Origin of the sequence: Escherichia sp. WS338, from assembly GCF_046486405.1 — a bacterium.
Lineage (GTDB): Bacteria > Pseudomonadota > Gammaproteobacteria > Enterobacterales > Enterobacteriaceae > Escherichia > Escherichia coli.
In genome coordinates, this window is record NZ_JBJQLL010000004.1 from 18,799 (window position 1) to 33,247 (window position 14,449).

15 protein-coding genes are annotated in these 14,449 nt (G+C 50.2%); 2 read left to right on the forward strand and 13 right to left on the reverse strand.

Going from position 1 to position 14,449, the window contains the following annotated elements:
* The first annotated feature begins 66 nt into the window (after positions 1 to 66).
* A complete protein-coding gene (gene mnmC / locus ACJHWT_RS04255; protein WP_000683541.1) occupies positions 67 to 2,073 on the forward strand; it encodes a bifunctional tRNA (5-methylaminomethyl-2-thiouridine)(34)-methyltransferase MnmD/FAD-dependent 5-carboxymethylaminomethyl-2-thiouridine(34) oxidoreductase MnmC in 2,007 nt (668 codons plus the stop codon).
* 120 nt (positions 2,074 to 2,193) lie between these two features.
* Here the strand turns inward: mnmC and ACJHWT_RS04260 are convergent, their stop codons facing one another.
* From ACJHWT_RS04260 to prmB, 6 genes are read right to left on the reverse strand one after another with little or no spacing between them, the layout of a single operon-like run.
* Complete coding sequence (locus ACJHWT_RS04260) at positions 2,194 to 2,472, reverse strand: YfcL family protein (protein WP_000559761.1); 279 nt, start codon at positions 2,470 to 2,472, stop codon at positions 2,194 to 2,196.
* A gap of 33 nt (positions 2,473 to 2,505) precedes the next feature.
* Entirely contained in the window at positions 2,506 to 3,054 is a 549-nt protein-coding gene (epmC, locus tag ACJHWT_RS04265; RefSeq protein WP_001089248.1) for an elongation factor P hydroxylase, read from the reverse strand.
* Positions 3,054 to 3,863, reverse strand: a complete 810-nt coding sequence (locus ACJHWT_RS04270; protein ID WP_000447366.1) for a sulfite exporter TauE/SafE family protein — start codon at positions 3,861 to 3,863, stop codon at positions 3,054 to 3,056. Before ACJHWT_RS04270 ends, epmC begins: the two co-directional genes overlap by 1 nt.
* The gene (gene mepA / locus ACJHWT_RS04275) at positions 3,863 to 4,687 is read right to left on the reverse strand and encodes a penicillin-insensitive murein endopeptidase (RefSeq protein WP_001043840.1); all 825 of its coding nucleotides are present in this window, start codon (positions 4,685 to 4,687) and stop codon (positions 3,863 to 3,865) included. The genes ACJHWT_RS04270 and mepA overlap by 1 nt, the downstream gene beginning before the upstream one ends.
* 2 nt (positions 4,688 to 4,689) lie before the next feature.
* Complete coding sequence (gene aroC / locus ACJHWT_RS04280) at positions 4,690 to 5,775, reverse strand: chorismate synthase (RefSeq protein WP_001297933.1); 1,086 nt, start codon at positions 5,773 to 5,775, stop codon at positions 4,690 to 4,692.
* Positions 5,776 to 5,809: 34 nt separating this feature from the next.
* Complete coding sequence (gene prmB / locus ACJHWT_RS04285) at positions 5,810 to 6,742, reverse strand: 50S ribosomal protein L3 N(5)-glutamine methyltransferase (protein ID WP_001298774.1); 933 nt, start codon at positions 6,740 to 6,742, stop codon at positions 5,810 to 5,812.
* 165 nt (positions 6,743 to 6,907) lie between these two features.
* Between prmB and smrB the strand changes: the two genes are divergently transcribed.
* The gene (gene smrB, locus ACJHWT_RS04290; RefSeq protein ID WP_000730806.1) at positions 6,908 to 7,459 is read left to right on the forward strand and encodes an endonuclease SmrB; all 552 of its coding nucleotides are present in this window, start codon (positions 6,908 to 6,910) and stop codon (positions 7,457 to 7,459) included.
* Between the two features lie 115 nt (positions 7,460 to 7,574).
* Here smrB and ACJHWT_RS04295 read toward each other — a convergent pair whose 3' ends face one another.
* From ACJHWT_RS04295 to ACJHWT_RS04325, 7 genes are all read right to left on the reverse strand, one after another.
* On the reverse strand, positions 7,575 to 8,417 hold the full coding sequence (locus ACJHWT_RS04295; RefSeq protein ID WP_001317961.1) for a StfH/YfcO family fimbrial adhesin: 843 nt from the start codon (positions 8,415 to 8,417) through the stop codon (positions 7,575 to 7,577).
* Position 8,418: 1 nt separating this feature from the next.
* A complete protein-coding gene (locus tag ACJHWT_RS04300) occupies positions 8,419 to 8,943 on the reverse strand; it encodes a fimbrial protein (protein WP_000730189.1) in 525 nt (174 codons plus the stop codon).
* Positions 8,940 to 9,410 carry a fimbrial protein gene (locus ACJHWT_RS04305; RefSeq protein ID WP_000822662.1) on the reverse strand — a complete coding sequence of 157 codons (471 nt, stop codon included), beginning with the start codon at positions 9,408 to 9,410 and terminating at the stop codon, positions 8,940 to 8,942. Before ACJHWT_RS04305 ends, ACJHWT_RS04300 begins: the two co-directional genes overlap by 4 nt.
* Entirely contained in the window at positions 9,407 to 9,955 is a 549-nt protein-coding gene (locus ACJHWT_RS04310; RefSeq protein WP_001317962.1) for a fimbrial protein, read from the reverse strand. The genes ACJHWT_RS04305 and ACJHWT_RS04310 overlap by 4 nt, the downstream gene beginning before the upstream one ends.
* Positions 9,930 to 10,679, reverse strand: coding sequence for a fimbria/pilus periplasmic chaperone (locus tag ACJHWT_RS04315; RefSeq protein ID WP_000160649.1), 750 nt, complete (start codon positions 10,677 to 10,679; stop codon positions 9,930 to 9,932). Before ACJHWT_RS04315 ends, ACJHWT_RS04310 begins: the two co-directional genes overlap by 26 nt.
* A gap of 19 nt (positions 10,680 to 10,698) precedes the next feature.
* Entirely contained in the window at positions 10,699 to 13,338 is a 2,640-nt protein-coding gene (locus ACJHWT_RS04320; protein WP_001114071.1) for a fimbrial biogenesis outer membrane usher protein, read from the reverse strand.
* 85 nt (positions 13,339 to 13,423) lie between these two features.
* Positions 13,424 to 13,990 (reverse strand): fimbrial protein, encoded by a 567-nt coding sequence (locus tag ACJHWT_RS04325; protein ID WP_000033309.1) that lies wholly within the window; start codon positions 13,988 to 13,990, stop codon positions 13,424 to 13,426.
* Positions 13,991 to 14,449: the final 459 nt, after the last annotated feature.

The following is a 14,449-nucleotide window of genomic DNA, read 5'->3' on the forward strand; positions in this document are numbered from 1 at the left end:
AGAAATTTGCGCAGCCTGACACACATCGTTAAGATCGTCAGACTGCCCGTCAGACGAGTAACTTACGTGAAACACTACGCCATACAACCTGCCAACCTCGAATTTAATGCTGAGGGTACACCTGTTTCCCGAGATTTTGACGACGTTTACTTTTCCAATGACAACGGACTGGAAGAGACGCGTTATGTTTTTCTCGGAGGTAACCAATTAGAGGCACGCTTTCCTGAGCATCCACATCCTCTGTTTGTGGTAGCAGAGAGCGGCTTCGGCACCGGATTAAACTTCCTGACACTATGGCAGGCATTTGATCAGTTTCGCGAAGCACATCCGCAAGCGCAATTACAACGCTTACATTTCATTAGTTTTGAGAAATTTCCCCTCACCCGTGCGGATTTAGCCTTAGCGCATCTACACTGGCCGGAACTGGCTCCGTGGGCAGAACAACTTCAGGCGCAGTGGCCAATGCCCTTGCCCGGTTGCCATCGTTTATTGCTCGATGAAGGCCACGTGACACTGGATTTATGGTTTGGCGATATAAACGAACTGACCAGCCAACTGGACGACTCGCTGAATCAAAAAGTGGACGCCTGGTTTCTGGACGGCTTTGCGCCAGCGAAAAACCCGGATATGTGGACGCAAAATCTGTTTAACGCCATGGCACGACTGGCGCGTCCGGGCAGCACGCTGGCGACATTTACGTCTGCCGGTTTTGTCCGCCGCGGTTTGCAGGACGCCGGATTCACGATGCAAAAACGTAAGGGCTTTGGGCGCAAACGGGAAATGCTTTGTGGGGTGATGGAACAGACATTACCCCTCCCCTGCTCCACGCCGTGGTTTAATCGTACGGGCAGCAGCAAACGGGAAGTAGCGATTATCGGCGGTGGTATTGCCAGCGCGTTGTTGTCGCTGGCGTTATTACGGCGCGGCTGGCAAGTAACGCTTTATTGCGCGGATGAAGCCCCCGCGCTGGGTGCTTCCGGCAATCGCCAGGGGGCGCTGTATCCGCTCTTAAGTAAACACGATGAGGCGTTGAACCGCTTTTTCTCTAATGCGTTTACTTTTGCTCGTCGGCTTTACGATTTATTGCCCGTCAAATTTGATCATGACTGGTGCGGCGTCACGCAGTTAGGCTGGGATGAGAAAAGCCAGCATAAAATCGCACAGATGCTGTCGATGGATTTACCCACAGAACTGGCTGTTGCGGTCGGGGCGAATGAGGTTGAAGGCGTTACAGGTGTAGTAACAAATTGTGGCGGTATTACATATCCGCAAGGTGGATGGCTGTGTCCAGCAGAACTGACCTGTAATGTGCTGAAACTGGCGCAACAGCAAGGTTTACAGATTCGTTATCAACACCAGTTACAGGATTTATCCCGTAAGGATGACTGTTGGTTGCTGAATTTTGCAGGAGATCAGCAAGCAACGCATAGCGTGGTGGTACTGGCGAACGGGCATCAAATCAGCCGTTTCAGCCAAACATCGTCTCTGCCAGTGTATTCGGTTGCCGGGCAGGTTAGCCATATTCCGACAACGCCGGAACTAGCGGAGCTGAAGCAGGTGCTGTGCTATGACGGTTATCTCACGCCACAAAATCCGGCGAATCAACATCATTGTATTGGTGCCAGTTATCATCGCGGCAGCGAAGATACGGCGTACAGTGAGGACGATCAGCAGCAGAATCGCCAGCGGTTGATTGATTGTTTCCCGCAGGCGCAGTGGGCAAAAGAGGTTGATGTCAGTGAGAAAGAGGCGCGCTGCGGTGTGCGTTGTGCCACCCGCGATCATCTGCCAATGGTAGGCAACGTGCCCGATTATGACGTAACGCTCGTGGAATATGCTTCGCTGGCGGAGCAGAAAGATGAGGCGGTAAGCGCGCCAATTTATGACGATCTTTTTATGTTAGCTGCTTTAGGTTCTCGCGGTTTGTGCTCTGCCCCGTTGTGTGCCGAGATTCTGGCGGCGCAGATGAGCAACGAACCAATTCCGATGGATGCCAGTACGCTGGCGGCGTTAAACCCGAATCGGTTATGGGTGCGGAAGTTGTTGAAAGGTAAAGCGGTTAAGGCGGGGTAATCTGCTTTGGCATTGTTTGTCGGATGCGGCGTAAACGCCTTATCCGACCTACGCGTTACCTGTAGGCCTGATAAGACGCGATAAGCGTCGCATCAGGCATGGTGCTCCAGACGTCACAACTTACTGCTGTGAGGCCTGCTGAAACAGGTGTTCCCACATATCGGTAACCAGCGCCTGGTCACGCGGCGACAATTCACCCGCGCCAATGGCTTTTTCCAGACTCTGGCTAACGGTTGTATGTACCGCCTGGGCGGAGTGGTCATCACCACTTTCCAGTTCTGCGATGGCTAATGTCAGGTGGCCACGCAAATACCCACTGGCAAACAACTCATCATCACTGGCATGGTCAACCATACCGTCGATTAATGCCAGAATGCGTGATTCAAACTCCGCGATCATCTTCTTTCCTCATTGTAAAACGTGGCGCTGGCTTCAGTTGAGCGCTTCCGGCCACGGGAACTGTTCCGCCGTAAGTTCCGGCGTGTGATAATAATTTTGTAGTGCTTTAATGAAGCGTGCCGGACGTTCGGGAATGCCGTTTGCCAGATAATCCATTACCTGCGCATGTACCCGCCGTTGAAACACCACGCGGTCCGGTTCGAAATCCCCTTCCAGATTGTCGCAGCTAACATTAAACGGATATCCCGCCGCCACGCAGAACAACCAGTCCAGCGCCTGCGGCTTCACTTCAACATCTTCAAACTGGCTTTGCGTCTGGGCATCGCGACCGTCCGGGCAATACCAGTAGCCGAAATCAACCTGCTCACGGCGCGCTTTTCCGGCAATACACCAGTGCGAAATCTCATGAATTGCGCTGGCATAAAAGCCATGAGCAAAGACGATTCGGTTATACGGTACTTCCGCATCAGCAGGAAGATAGATCGGTTCGTCGTCGCCTTTAATCAGACGGGTATTAAATTCATCGGCAAAGCAGCTATTAAAAATCTCAATCAACTGCTCATAGTGGTGTGTACTGTTCATTAGTTCATCCCCAACCAGTGGAGGATCTCCTGTCCGTGGCTATCGTAAAGTAATTTTGCACTCATCACCGCCGAGACGATAACGATCATCGGGCGGATCAGCTTTTGTCCTTTGCTCAACACCAGTCGTGAACCCATGCGCGCGCCGAGGAACTGCCCCACCAGCATCACAAAGCCCGTCGCCCAAATCACTTTGCCGCCGAGAATAAACAACAGCAGACCGCCAATGTTTGACGTTGCGTTAAGTAATTTGGCGTGAGCAGTGGCTTTGGCGAGGTTGAATCCGCACAGCGTAACGAAGGCCAGCGCGTAAAACGATCCGGCAGCCGGACCAAAGAATCCATCGTAAAAACCGACGCAGCCCCCCGCCACCAGCGCAAATGGCAGTCCATACATCCGGCGCTGGCGATCTTCTTCACCCAGCTTTGGCATCAGCAAGAAATAGAGGCCGATACAAATCACCAGAATGGGCAAAATCTGCCGTAAGACATCAGCCTGAACATACTGCACCAGTAATGCGCCGCTCATTGAGCCGACAAAGGTCATGGCGATATTGAGTTTCTGATCGCTTAAACTAACCACTTTGCGGCGAATAAAGTAGATAGTGGCGGAAATAGAGCCGCCGCAGGCTTGCAGTTTATTGGTTGCCAGCGCGTTAGCCGGAGACATCCCCGCCGCCATCAATGCCGGAATGGTGAGTAACCCACCGCCACCGGCAATCGAGTCGATAAATCCCGCCAGCATGGCGACAAAAAAGAGAACTCCCAGCAGCAGCGGGGAAACCATAAACAGGCTATTAAACGTTTCCATTAGATCACGTGCTCATCCAGTAGCGCCTGGCAGGAAGGCGGCAACGGAGGCGGTGTCTTCTTCTCAGGCTTTGTTGTTCCCGGTTTTGGTGGTTCAAACCAGCTTTGCAGTTCTGCCCCGCAACCATCGCCCGGTGGCGGTAAAGGTTGATCTTCACACTCCAGGCTATCGGCAGGACAACGTAGTCGTACATGCATATGGGCGCGATGCTGGAACCAGGGCCGCACTTTGCGTAACCAGTCGCGATCGGTGCCCGCATCAAGGCAAAGTTGTTGTTTAATCGCCGGATTAACAAAAATGCGCGTGACGTCTTTGTCCTGCGCGGCGAGTTTAATCAAGCTGAAAATTTCCGGCTTCCACAGCGTCGGGACAACGTGTTTACCGTCGCGGGAAACTAAATCTAACGCTTGCGGGCGCAAGAGCTGCGCGGAGGTCCAGCGTGTTTTTGGCAGTTGCAGGAAGATATCGACATCCAGTCCAGTCTGGTGGCTGGCGTGACCGCCGTTGAAACGACCACCAGCAGGCATCCCCATATCGCCAATCAGCACCGTACCCATACCCAGATTGCTCACCTGGCGACTCAGACGCTGGATAAACATCACCAGATCCGGGTGTCCGAAATAGCGACGCTGATCGGTACGCATGACCTGATAATGTTCGGACTGTATCGGCAGCGTGTCAGCACCGACGATACAGCCATTTGAAAAACTGCCTATCGATTGTGCACTACCCGGCACAGGTTGGGTTATTTTTTGCCACGGCGTCGCTGCCAGGCTGGCGCTACTGGCAAGCAGGGCCAGCAGCACAATCGCAGTTTTGTTCATTTTTACCAGCGTGGAATATCAGTCTTCACATCAGCATTTTGCGCCCGTTGCCGTAACAGGTGATCCATTAAAACGATCGCCAGCATCGCTTCAGCGATCGGCACCGCGCGGATCCCAACACACGGATCGTGACGGCCTTTGGTGATCATCTCAACTTCTTCGCCAAAGCGGTTAATCGTGCGCCCCGGCACAGTAATGCTTGAGGTCGGTTTCAGCGCCATATGGGCAATGATTTGCTGCCCGCTGCTGATACCACCAAGAATGCCGCCCGCATGGTTGCTCTGGAAACCGTCTTTGGTGATTTCGTCACGGTTCTGGCTGCCACGCAGCGCTACCACGTCAAAACCATCACCAATTTCCACACCTTTCACCGCGTTAATGCTCATTAGCGCATGGGCGATGTCGGCATCCAGGCGGTCAAAAACCGGCTCGCCAAGTCCGGCGGGTACGCCACTGGCAACGACGGTGACTTTCGCGCCGATGGAGTCACCCTCTTTTTTCAGCGCGCGCATCAGTTCATCTAACGCGTCGATTTTGTCCGGGTCCGGGCAGAAAAACGGATTTTGCTCGACCTGCGACCAGTCTTTGATTTCCAGCGGAATATCACCCATCTGGGTCAGGCAGCCGCGAATCTCAATGCCAAATTTCTCGGCGAGATATTTTTTGGCAATCGCCCCTGCTGCAACGCGCATAGCGGTTTCGCGGGCGGAAGAACGTCCACCGCCGCGATAATCGCGCAGGCCGTATTTTTGTTCATAGGTGTAATCGGCATGACCTGGACGGAAAACGTCCTTAATCGCACTATAATCCTGAGAACGCTGGTCGGTATTTTCGATCAACAATCCGATGCTGGTGCCAGTAGTAACACCTTCAAAAACACCGGAGAGAATTTTGACCTGATCCGGCTCGCGGCGCTGGGTGGTATAGCGCGATGTCCCAGGTCGACGACGATCAAGGTCATGTTGCAAGTCCGCTTCCGTCAGCGGAATGCCTGGCGGAACACCATCGACGATGCAGCCGAGCGCCAGCCCGTGCGATTCGCCGAAGGTGGTTACGCGAAAGAGTTGTCCAATTGTGTTTCCAGCCATCACGGCTCCGTTATTGTTGTGTTTGCGTGTTTACTTAATCTTTATAAATCGCGAAATGTTCTCGTGCGGCAATAAGCTGCTCTTTAGTGAGCATAAACACACCATCGCCGCCGTTATCAAACTCCAGCCAGGTGAACGGAACATCCGGATATTGTTCCATAAGATGTACCATGCTGTTGCCCACTTCACAAATCAGCACGCCATCATCAGCGAGGTAATCTGCCGCGTTACCAAGAATGCGACGCGTCAGTTTCAGGCCGTCAGTGCCAGATGCCAGACCGAGTTCCGGCTCGTGGCGGTATTCGTTTGGCAGGTCGGACATATCTTCCGCATCGACATACGGCGGGTTGGTGACAATCAGGTCGTACTGCACTTTCGGCAAATCACGGAACAAGTCGGAACGAATCGGAATGACGTTGTGGATCAAACCGTGTTCTTCGATGTTCTGTTCAGCAACCGCCAGCGCGTCGGGAGAGATGTCTACCGCGTCGACTTCCGCTTCCGGGAAGGCATAAGCACAGGCAATGGCGATGCAGCCGCTACCGGTACACATATCTAAAATGTGCTGCGGTTGCTTGCTGATGAGTCCGGCAAATTTATTGTTGATCAGTTCACCAATCGGCGAGCGCGGCACCAGCACGCGTTCATCGACGTAAAATTCATGGCCACAGAACCAGGCTTTATTGGTCAGGTAAGCCACCGGAATGCGTTCGTTGACGCGGCGGATCACGCGCTCAACAATACGGTGTTTTTCGCTGGAAGTCAGACGCGCGGTGCGCATATCTTCCGGAATATCCAGCGGCAGGTAGAGTGAAGGCAACACCAGTTGCACGGCTTCATCCCACGGGTTATCGGTGCCGTGGCCGTACCAGATATTCGCCGCGCTGAAGCGGCTCACCGACCAGCGCAACATGTCCTGAATGGTTTGCAGCTCATTTACTGCTTCATCAACGAAAATTTTATCCACGTATTCCTCCAGGGCATGATCGCAATAATTTCGGCGGCTAGTTTGCCATGAAGATGACGATAAATCAGCATTCACGCGCGGTGAGTGAGGAAAAATACGTTTAAAACGATCGATTGTGCTACGAGTCAGGTAAACTGTAGGAAAATTAGAAATAGAGACAGTTAAATGAAAAAGAAAACAACACTTAGCGAGGAGGACCAGGCGCTGTTTCGCCAGTTGATGGCGGGGACTCGCAAGATTAAGCAGGACACGATTGTCCACCGACCGCAGCGTAAAAAAATCAGCGAAGTACCGGTCAAGCGGTTGATTCAGGAGCAGGCCGATGCCAGCCATTATTTTTCCGATGAGTTTCAGCCATTATTAAATACCGAAGGTCCGGTGAAATATGTTCGCCCGGATGTCAGCCATTTTGAAGCGAAGAAACTGCGGCGCGGTGATTATTCACCGGAGTTGTTTCTTGATTTGCACGGTCTGACGCAGTTGCAAGCCAAACAGGAACTGGGGGCGTTGATTGCCGCCTGCCGCCGTGAACATGTGTTTTGTGCCTGCGTGATGCATGGTCACGGGAAGCATATTTTGAAGCAGCAAACGCCGCTGTGGCTGGCGCAGCATCCACATGTAATGGCATTTCACCAGGCACCAAAAGAGTATGGTGGCGATGCGGCTTTGTTGGTGTTGATTGAAGTGGAAGAGTGGCTGCCGCCTGAATTGCCCTGAATGCTGGCATCGAATGCTGTAGAGGGAAAGTTCGCCTTAGCCATCATATCATAAAACAGACGCCGGAAATGACGACAGGGCCAGATGGCCCCGTCGACTTGTGAAAATATCGTCACTACAATTCATTCAGTACATACTGGAATCGGCACGTAGAATCAATCGGTTGTCGGCTACTGGTGTTCACATTTACCACGATATCATGTAGCTGTTTATCGGTTACCGGATGCCGTGTGGGAGAAACCGTTACCGTTGATTTATCGCAACCGTAGGAGGTAAAGGTTAACAGTTCCGAGACCACGCGGCAGTATGCACCTCTGCTATCAAAAACGCTGCCATCACAGAGTTTGCCATCTTCCATCAGGTAGGTCGAAAGCGTGGTGGTGATTGTCGAGCCATTGGATTGCAACTGTAACGCCTTATTGTGGCTGACGTAATTCTCACTCCACGAGATGTCATACGACGCGACAGGGATCGTCGGACATACTGTGGCATGGTTCGTTGGCCCAGTATATCTCCCGAATCCGGGTTGATCTGTGATCGTATAAAAAGAAGCGAGCCACGGGCAACCATAACTGTCGGACTGAACGGTTATCTTAAACGTCTCATATGCACACTGAAATGTCGCCGTATTTATCCCAGGACAATTCGAGCTATCAGCATTACCGTAGTCAGTTAAGATCAACACTGGCGCTGGTCCCGACCCCGTCCACGAAATAACGCTGGCTTGCTCGTTCTTCCTTATGGCATCGTTGTACACCCCATAGGCCGCCTCGTTGGGAGTTAACACCGTGACATACAAACCTCCGGTGTTATGAATAGACATTTTCCCCTTCCCATAATAAATCTTCACACTGTCGAAACTCGCGCTGGTGAGTTTATCCCCGGCATAGCTCTTTGGAACGCTCGCACTCATCACCAGCAACACCAGGCTCGCAAAAATCATTGTCCATTTTTTCATGTTAAAAATACTCAAAGGTTGCCGTCGCCGTAGCGCTGAAATCACCGGACGTCACATCCCGCCCGCCCTTCGCCTGTAGCCAGGCATTAAAATTGAGACTGTTATTGCCCTGGTTTAGCGGGAACGTGACACCCGTTGTGCTGTTGACTGGCACCGCCGCGCCTGCCGCCGTTTCAATACCAATCCCAGCTCCGGATGCAGAAGATGAGGCGTCAAAGGCCAGAAATCCGGGCAGTTCGCTATCTTCCGTTCCCGTCAGCGTTACCCTGACGCTAAACAGCGTGGAGCTTTTGCAATCCTTCAATTGAAATACTAACGGTACTCGCTCTGACTGCCCGAGGTTCATTAAATCGCTGGCGGCAATGGTGGGAAAGTGCACCTCCGCCAACAGGCTACCGTTGATCACTGGCGTACAGGATTTACCGAGCAAATTACCGGTAAAGTGCAGGTTGTCGACCGCCGGGGCAGTAACGCTGTACAACAGCATCAGGCTACAGATAAAAACCAACGCACGCTTTTTCTTCATTGATAATCCACCTGTAACGTGGCCCAGGCTTCAAAGTCTGCCTCAGGCAAATCGACACCGCTCTTTTTGACCGGTACTGCGGTTAACACCGGTAAGGCCGTTTCATTCACCACCAGTGCCGTATTGAGCTTAAAGCTCTGCCCTGCCTGTTTAAGCCGAATCGCCAGGCCAGAGATATCGGTGCTAACCGCGGCATCGTCAAAGTCGCTCTGCGTACCGCTCCAGCTCAATTTCATTTCCATTGATGGGTCGCGAACCGCCGTATCACAGGTAATGGAATACGGCACGGTTTGCTCATAGTTACTGCCATTAATGTCATCAACAAAAACATCCTGAAAGGTTATTTCAATGGTTTTACCGTTGCTAATAGTGCAGTTAGGTGGCTGCACTAAATAGCCGTGAAAAGAGACATTTGAGAGTGCCATCGAGCTAAAGCCCCACAGCATAAGAAGTGAGATCCGTTTCATTGGTAATCCACCACAATTGTGGCACTGGCGTTAAATTCCGCTGCCGATAAGGTTGTACCACTCTGTTTCACCGGCACTGCTTCGAGTGCAGGGACGCCCGAGGAAAAATTAAACGGCAACCATGAACCAGACGTTAAGTCGAGTGTTGAGTGATCACTACTTTTCTGAACCCGAATACCAAACCCTGAAATACCTGTGCTGATAACTGTTTCACCGTTGATCACAACCGTTGTTGCCCGCATCTGTAAACGCAGGTCATCCATTGCCAGGTTGTTACAAACAAGCGAGTAATCAATGGGTTGTTTATAACCTACCCCATCGATCTTATTGATGAATACATTACCAAACTCAACCGTCGCACCATTAACCGTGCAAGGAGGAGGGGCATCAACGAGCACTCGTAAACTCAAACTTACTGATTTACTCCCTGCAACTGCAAAGTCGCTACCAATACAACACATCAGTAACCATGTTCCCGCCCAGACTGAACAAGATCTTTTCATACTTACTTCCCCGTCATTAACCTTTGCGGCTCTGCTCTTCATCAACCTGACAACTGTTGCCGCTACAGGTGAAAAAGAGTGGCATCCGTGCGCCATAGTCGTTGACATAGGTCAGCACCGGCACGCTAGCCATCTTCACCTTGAGCGGTGCGGAGGTTTTTGGCGACATCACTATCGGCGAGAAACCGTCTGCCGGATTGCCATTTTTTTGCGCGCTGGCATTACTGAAAATGACGTAATACGGAGTAGGGTTATTGACGGTAAATTCCTGACCGTTACGGGTTAAGGTCACTTTATGCTGCCATGGGTTTTGCATGCTAGCTTTTTCCAGGGCTTTAGGTCGCCAGAAAAGTTTGATGCGTGTCTGCAGCGCAATTTGTAACGTATTGGCTTTGTTCGATTTCGGCGGAATTTCACGCACATTGAAATAAAATATCGATTCACGATCGGCAGGCAATTTATGGATATCTGGCAATCCCTGAATTTTCACCTGACCATTCATCATTGCATCAATGCGCTGTACGGGGGGCAATACTGCCAGCGGCGAACTAATCTTGACGCCCTTTTCATCTTCGATCCAGCTTTGTGCCAGATAAGGCTGTTTCGGGTCGTTATTACGCAGCGTGACGCTGATGGATTTATCGCTTTCATTAAAAATCAGGCGAGTACGATCGGGCGTTACTGACGCCAGAGCAGAAAAACTTACCGTTGCAGCCAGTAACGACAGTACCGTTGCCAATGTTTTGACAGAGAGATGTTTAGTCATGGATCATTCCTTAATCACGTTATTGGTTCGATGAAACAGACATCGGCGGTTCCATTGGTGTCACCTGTTGTGTCTGCTCCTGAATTACAGGTTGAATATCATGCGTTATGACGGGAGCACTTCCCCCTTTTTGCTGGCATGGCAACAACAAGCCATTGAACAGGTCATTCGGTAACGGATCTGGCAGGCTGATATCGCAGTGAGATTCTCCCTCCCAGAAAACGGTCATATGTTCACCCGGCTTAACGCCTGCAAGATAAACATTACCTTCGTCATCAACCAGCCCAACTTGTTGTTGATTATCGTTTTTCACTTCCGCCCCAAATGGCGGATGGCTGCCATCCTGCAAGCGCAGCACTACCATCGCCTTCTCACCGCTGATCACCGCAAATTTACGGTAGCCAATAGCGCCTTCCGTCAGCGTTGCCTGGACCACCGATTGGGTAGCTTCGGCGTTTTCCGGTAGTTTGTTCAAATCGATATAAGCCTGGTTACGGTAGTAATCATTAACATCTGCCACCACCGCTTTCCCGAACATGTTGGTATAAACGGCGGAACCATTACCTTCGACCGGCACATTAGCAACGCCATCGGCGTCGATTAGCAGACGTGTGCCTCCCATATTTTGCGTACGATGCAACGCCCCGCCGTGAGCAGTCAGTGTTACACCGCCCTGTAAGGAGACCCCCGCAGATGTGTATTGCCCCTCATGGTAGTTTGCACTCAGGTCAACTTTTGCCAGCGTACCGTCATGACTGTAATAACCATCAAGACTGGTGTGATTTTCACTGGTTCCGGCGCTCAACGTATAGTGGCTAGCGTCATCGATGCGGTGATACAAACTCGCCTGGCTGCTGTCGGCACCACTGCCATAATTGCCGTTGTAACTGATGGTGCTGTTGTCACCCCATGGCAAACTCAAGGACAGATAAACACCTTTGTCGGCACTTTTATCATATTCGTAGCGATAACCGGTGAGAGAAACGCTCAGGTTGCGAAGACTTCCTAAATTGAAATAATGAGAAAGCATCATGTTGTAGTTGGTCTGATCCTCGCGATCCCAATAGGTATGGTGAGAATAATTGAGATAGACCGAAACGCGCGCATCCCTAAAGTTCTGGTTGTAAGTGACCGTGTACATTTCCTTGTCGTTACCCGTGCGCGCACGGTCGGTGTCGTTCGCATCCAGATACTCACTCATGGTCATGTAGTTTTTTTCAGAGAAGCGATATCCGGCAAACGTCACCCGACTGTTGAGTTCATCGAAATCTTTGGCATAGCTGACGCGATAAGAGTTGCCGTCCAGCGTTTTGTTGCCATACACGCTGTTATCGTCGAGTTGAACACGAGAGTGAGTGACATCAAACGCTAGCGCTCCGAACAGCGCGAGGTCACGACCGAGGCCTAACGCTGCCGACTGGTAGTTTTCATCGGCCAATGCCCCGCCGTAGAGCGACCAGCCATTCGCAATCCCCCATGACGCCTCACCGCCCGAGAAGAAGCTGCCTGCAACCTGATGGTCCCAGTTTTGTGGACGCCCCATTGTCACTTTGTAACGCACCTGACCGGGGCGGGTCAGAAACGGCATGGACGCCGTGCTGACGTCATATTCCTGTACCTGACCGTTTTGTTCTTCAATGCGGACATGCAGCGTGCCAGATACGGAATCGCCAATATCCTGAATGCGGAATGGACCTGCGGGCACCTGGGTTTCGTAAATGACACGGCCCATTTGGGTTACGGTCACTTTAGCGGTAGTGTGTGCAACGCCGGAAATATCGGGTGCGTAGCCGCGCATGTTTGGCGGTAACATTTGATCATCGGTACTGATGCTGCCGCCAATGTAACTGAAGCCATCAAAAATATCGGAGTTGAGATAATCTTCACCCAGCGAAAGTTTGGCTTTTAATGACGGCAAGGCGCGCCAGGCGTAGTAACGGCTCCACTCCCAGTTTTTTTGCGTACCGCTATCATCAGTGTCGCCGTCATCGTTACTGCGGGTATGTTGGTAATCGCTCTGCCAGTCGGCTCGTAAGCGCCACGGCCCCACGTTAACGCCGACCGTACCATTACCGCTGATGTCGTTAGTGTCATCCCCCCCATTTTCATGTCGGGTTTGTGCGTTGATACTGTAATCGGCAATAAGCCCAGGAATCCCCTCATCCCAACGCGAAGGTGGGTCCCAGTCATCGTCAGTGTATTCGAGATATGCCTGTGGCACAGAAACTAAGAGCGCAGATTGACTTAAATCGCCCTTAATTTCCATACCTCCTATTTGGTCAGTTTTCAGACATTGTCCATCATGACCCCATTGCAAACTCTTCGCAAAATCATCTTTGAAGCCAAACTGGGCTATCAGTTCAGGTGGTAAGCAGGCATATGATTTATTCGGATCGTTTTCAGCTACATACCAATAGATATCGTATTCATCAGGTAATGGGTGATTATTTACATGAACACGTAAATTGTATTTCCCTGGTTCAACATACCCTTTTTGAGAAAAACGCCCCAGATCAATTTTGGTATTTCCTTTTAACTCCAGAAATCGAGCATCAAATTGAATGGTATCATCTGCCAGTACATTAAAAGGACTCCCGGAAATTGCCAGAGCAATCCACCATGAAAGCCCCCGTAAACGAAGAAAAGAATGTTCAGGCATCTACGTATCCATCCATGATTATTATAATTTAGTTATCTTTTATTTATAAACCCCATAACATTGCAGTTATGGGGGAACAGCATAATTAGAGATATGTAATCTGGAACGTCGTTAGCGTTTCAAACGGCGCTGGGGTTGGTGTTACCGCTGCAGTTTCACCTACTAACCAGGCTTTAAAGTTCAACGTTTGTTTCTGTTTGCCTTTTCCTGTTGAACTGTCCATCGCGATGTCCTGATCGATGCCTGCCCCCAGGTCATAACCAGTACCACGTTGGTCGCCAATCACCAGACTTACATTTGGAATTTCAGTTCCATTATCCATGTTAGACAGGGAATAGTTTTTTGAGTTGCCGGAGTACGGATTACCAGTGAATGTCGTGGTCATTGTCGTTTCAGTATTGAAATTACAATCCTGTAAACGAATCTGGAAATCTTTAGGTGTGGTAGTCTTGCCACCGGTTAAAGAACCTGTACCAATGCTGCCCATATCCACTTCCAGTTTATGATCGTCAGGAACAATCGAGCACGGAGAGTCTTCAATTGTGCCGTAAAATCTCACTGTACCGTTGTTACCTGCGGCAACGACTGATGCTGAAGTCAGCGCCCCCATGAGCATTGCCGTGGCAACTGCTGCTTTTACAAACTTACTCATTATTTGTCCTTAAATCATAAATAATTAGAATATAAGCCAACTGAAATATTGACGCAGAGCTTCTTCAATTTTTACAGCGACTTTTAACCAGCCAATGAACAGATTTTCAGCTCCTGAAAAAACAGGTTCCTTGATATAATATTCTTTGGCGTGCCGAACATATTGATATTTTAATATGACTGACGCAATTTAGATTTTCTAACATTCAAAGTTAGAAATGCTTAATTAATAGGCAGGAATAATAATTACTGAAATTTTTCATCTCAATCATGAAGAATAAGTTCAAAAAAACGGCAAATGCAAAAACCCAGTGAATAAATTAAAGTCAAAAACAATCACATGGCAATGACTATCTTGTGATATTAATTTCGCAACGATATAATATTAAAACACTATAATTAATATAAAATCAAGACCCAATTATATTTTTCACTTTAGTCATTATTTACCTAAAAATGC

Coding starts and splice junctions, on each gene's coding strand:
- ACJHWT_RS04260 (WP_000559761.1), bottom strand. CDS start 2,472: ATGATCGCGGAGTTTGAATCACGCATTCTGGCATTAATCGACGGTATG.
- epmC (WP_001089248.1), bottom strand. CDS start 3,054: ATGAACAGTACACACCACTATGAGCAGTTGATTGAGATTTTTAATAGC.
- ACJHWT_RS04270 (WP_000447366.1), bottom strand. CDS start 3,863: ATGGAAACGTTTAATAGCCTGTTTATGGTTTCCCCGCTGCTGCTGGGA.
- mepA (WP_001043840.1), bottom strand. CDS start 4,687: ATGAACAAAACTGCGATTGTGCTGCTGGCCCTGCTTGCCAGTAGCGCC.
- aroC (WP_001297933.1), bottom strand. CDS start 5,775: ATGGCTGGAAACACAATTGGACAACTCTTTCGCGTAACCACCTTCGGC.
- smrB (WP_000730806.1), top strand. CDS start 6,908: ATGAAAAAGAAAACAACACTTAGCGAGGAGGACCAGGCGCTGTTTCGC.
- ACJHWT_RS04295 (WP_001317961.1), bottom strand. CDS start 8,417: ATGAAAAAATGGACAATGATTTTTGCGAGCCTGGTGTTGCTGGTGATG.
- ACJHWT_RS04300 (WP_000730189.1), bottom strand. CDS start 8,943: ATGAAGAAAAAGCGTGCGTTGGTTTTTATCTGTAGCCTGATGCTGTTG.
- ACJHWT_RS04305 (WP_000822662.1), bottom strand. CDS start 9,410: ATGAAACGGATCTCACTTCTTATGCTGTGGGGCTTTAGCTCGATGGCA.
- ACJHWT_RS04310 (WP_001317962.1), bottom strand. CDS start 9,955: ATGAAGAGCAGAGCCGCAAAGGTTAATGACGGGGAAGTAAGTATGAAA.
- ACJHWT_RS04315 (WP_000160649.1), bottom strand. CDS start 10,679: ATGACTAAACATCTCTCTGTCAAAACATTGGCAACGGTACTGTCGTTA.
- ACJHWT_RS04320 (WP_001114071.1), bottom strand. CDS start 13,338: ATGCCTGAACATTCTTTTCTTCGTTTACGGGGGCTTTCATGGTGGATT.
- ACJHWT_RS04325 (WP_000033309.1), bottom strand. CDS start 13,990: ATGAGTAAGTTTGTAAAAGCAGCAGTTGCCACGGCAATGCTCATGGGG.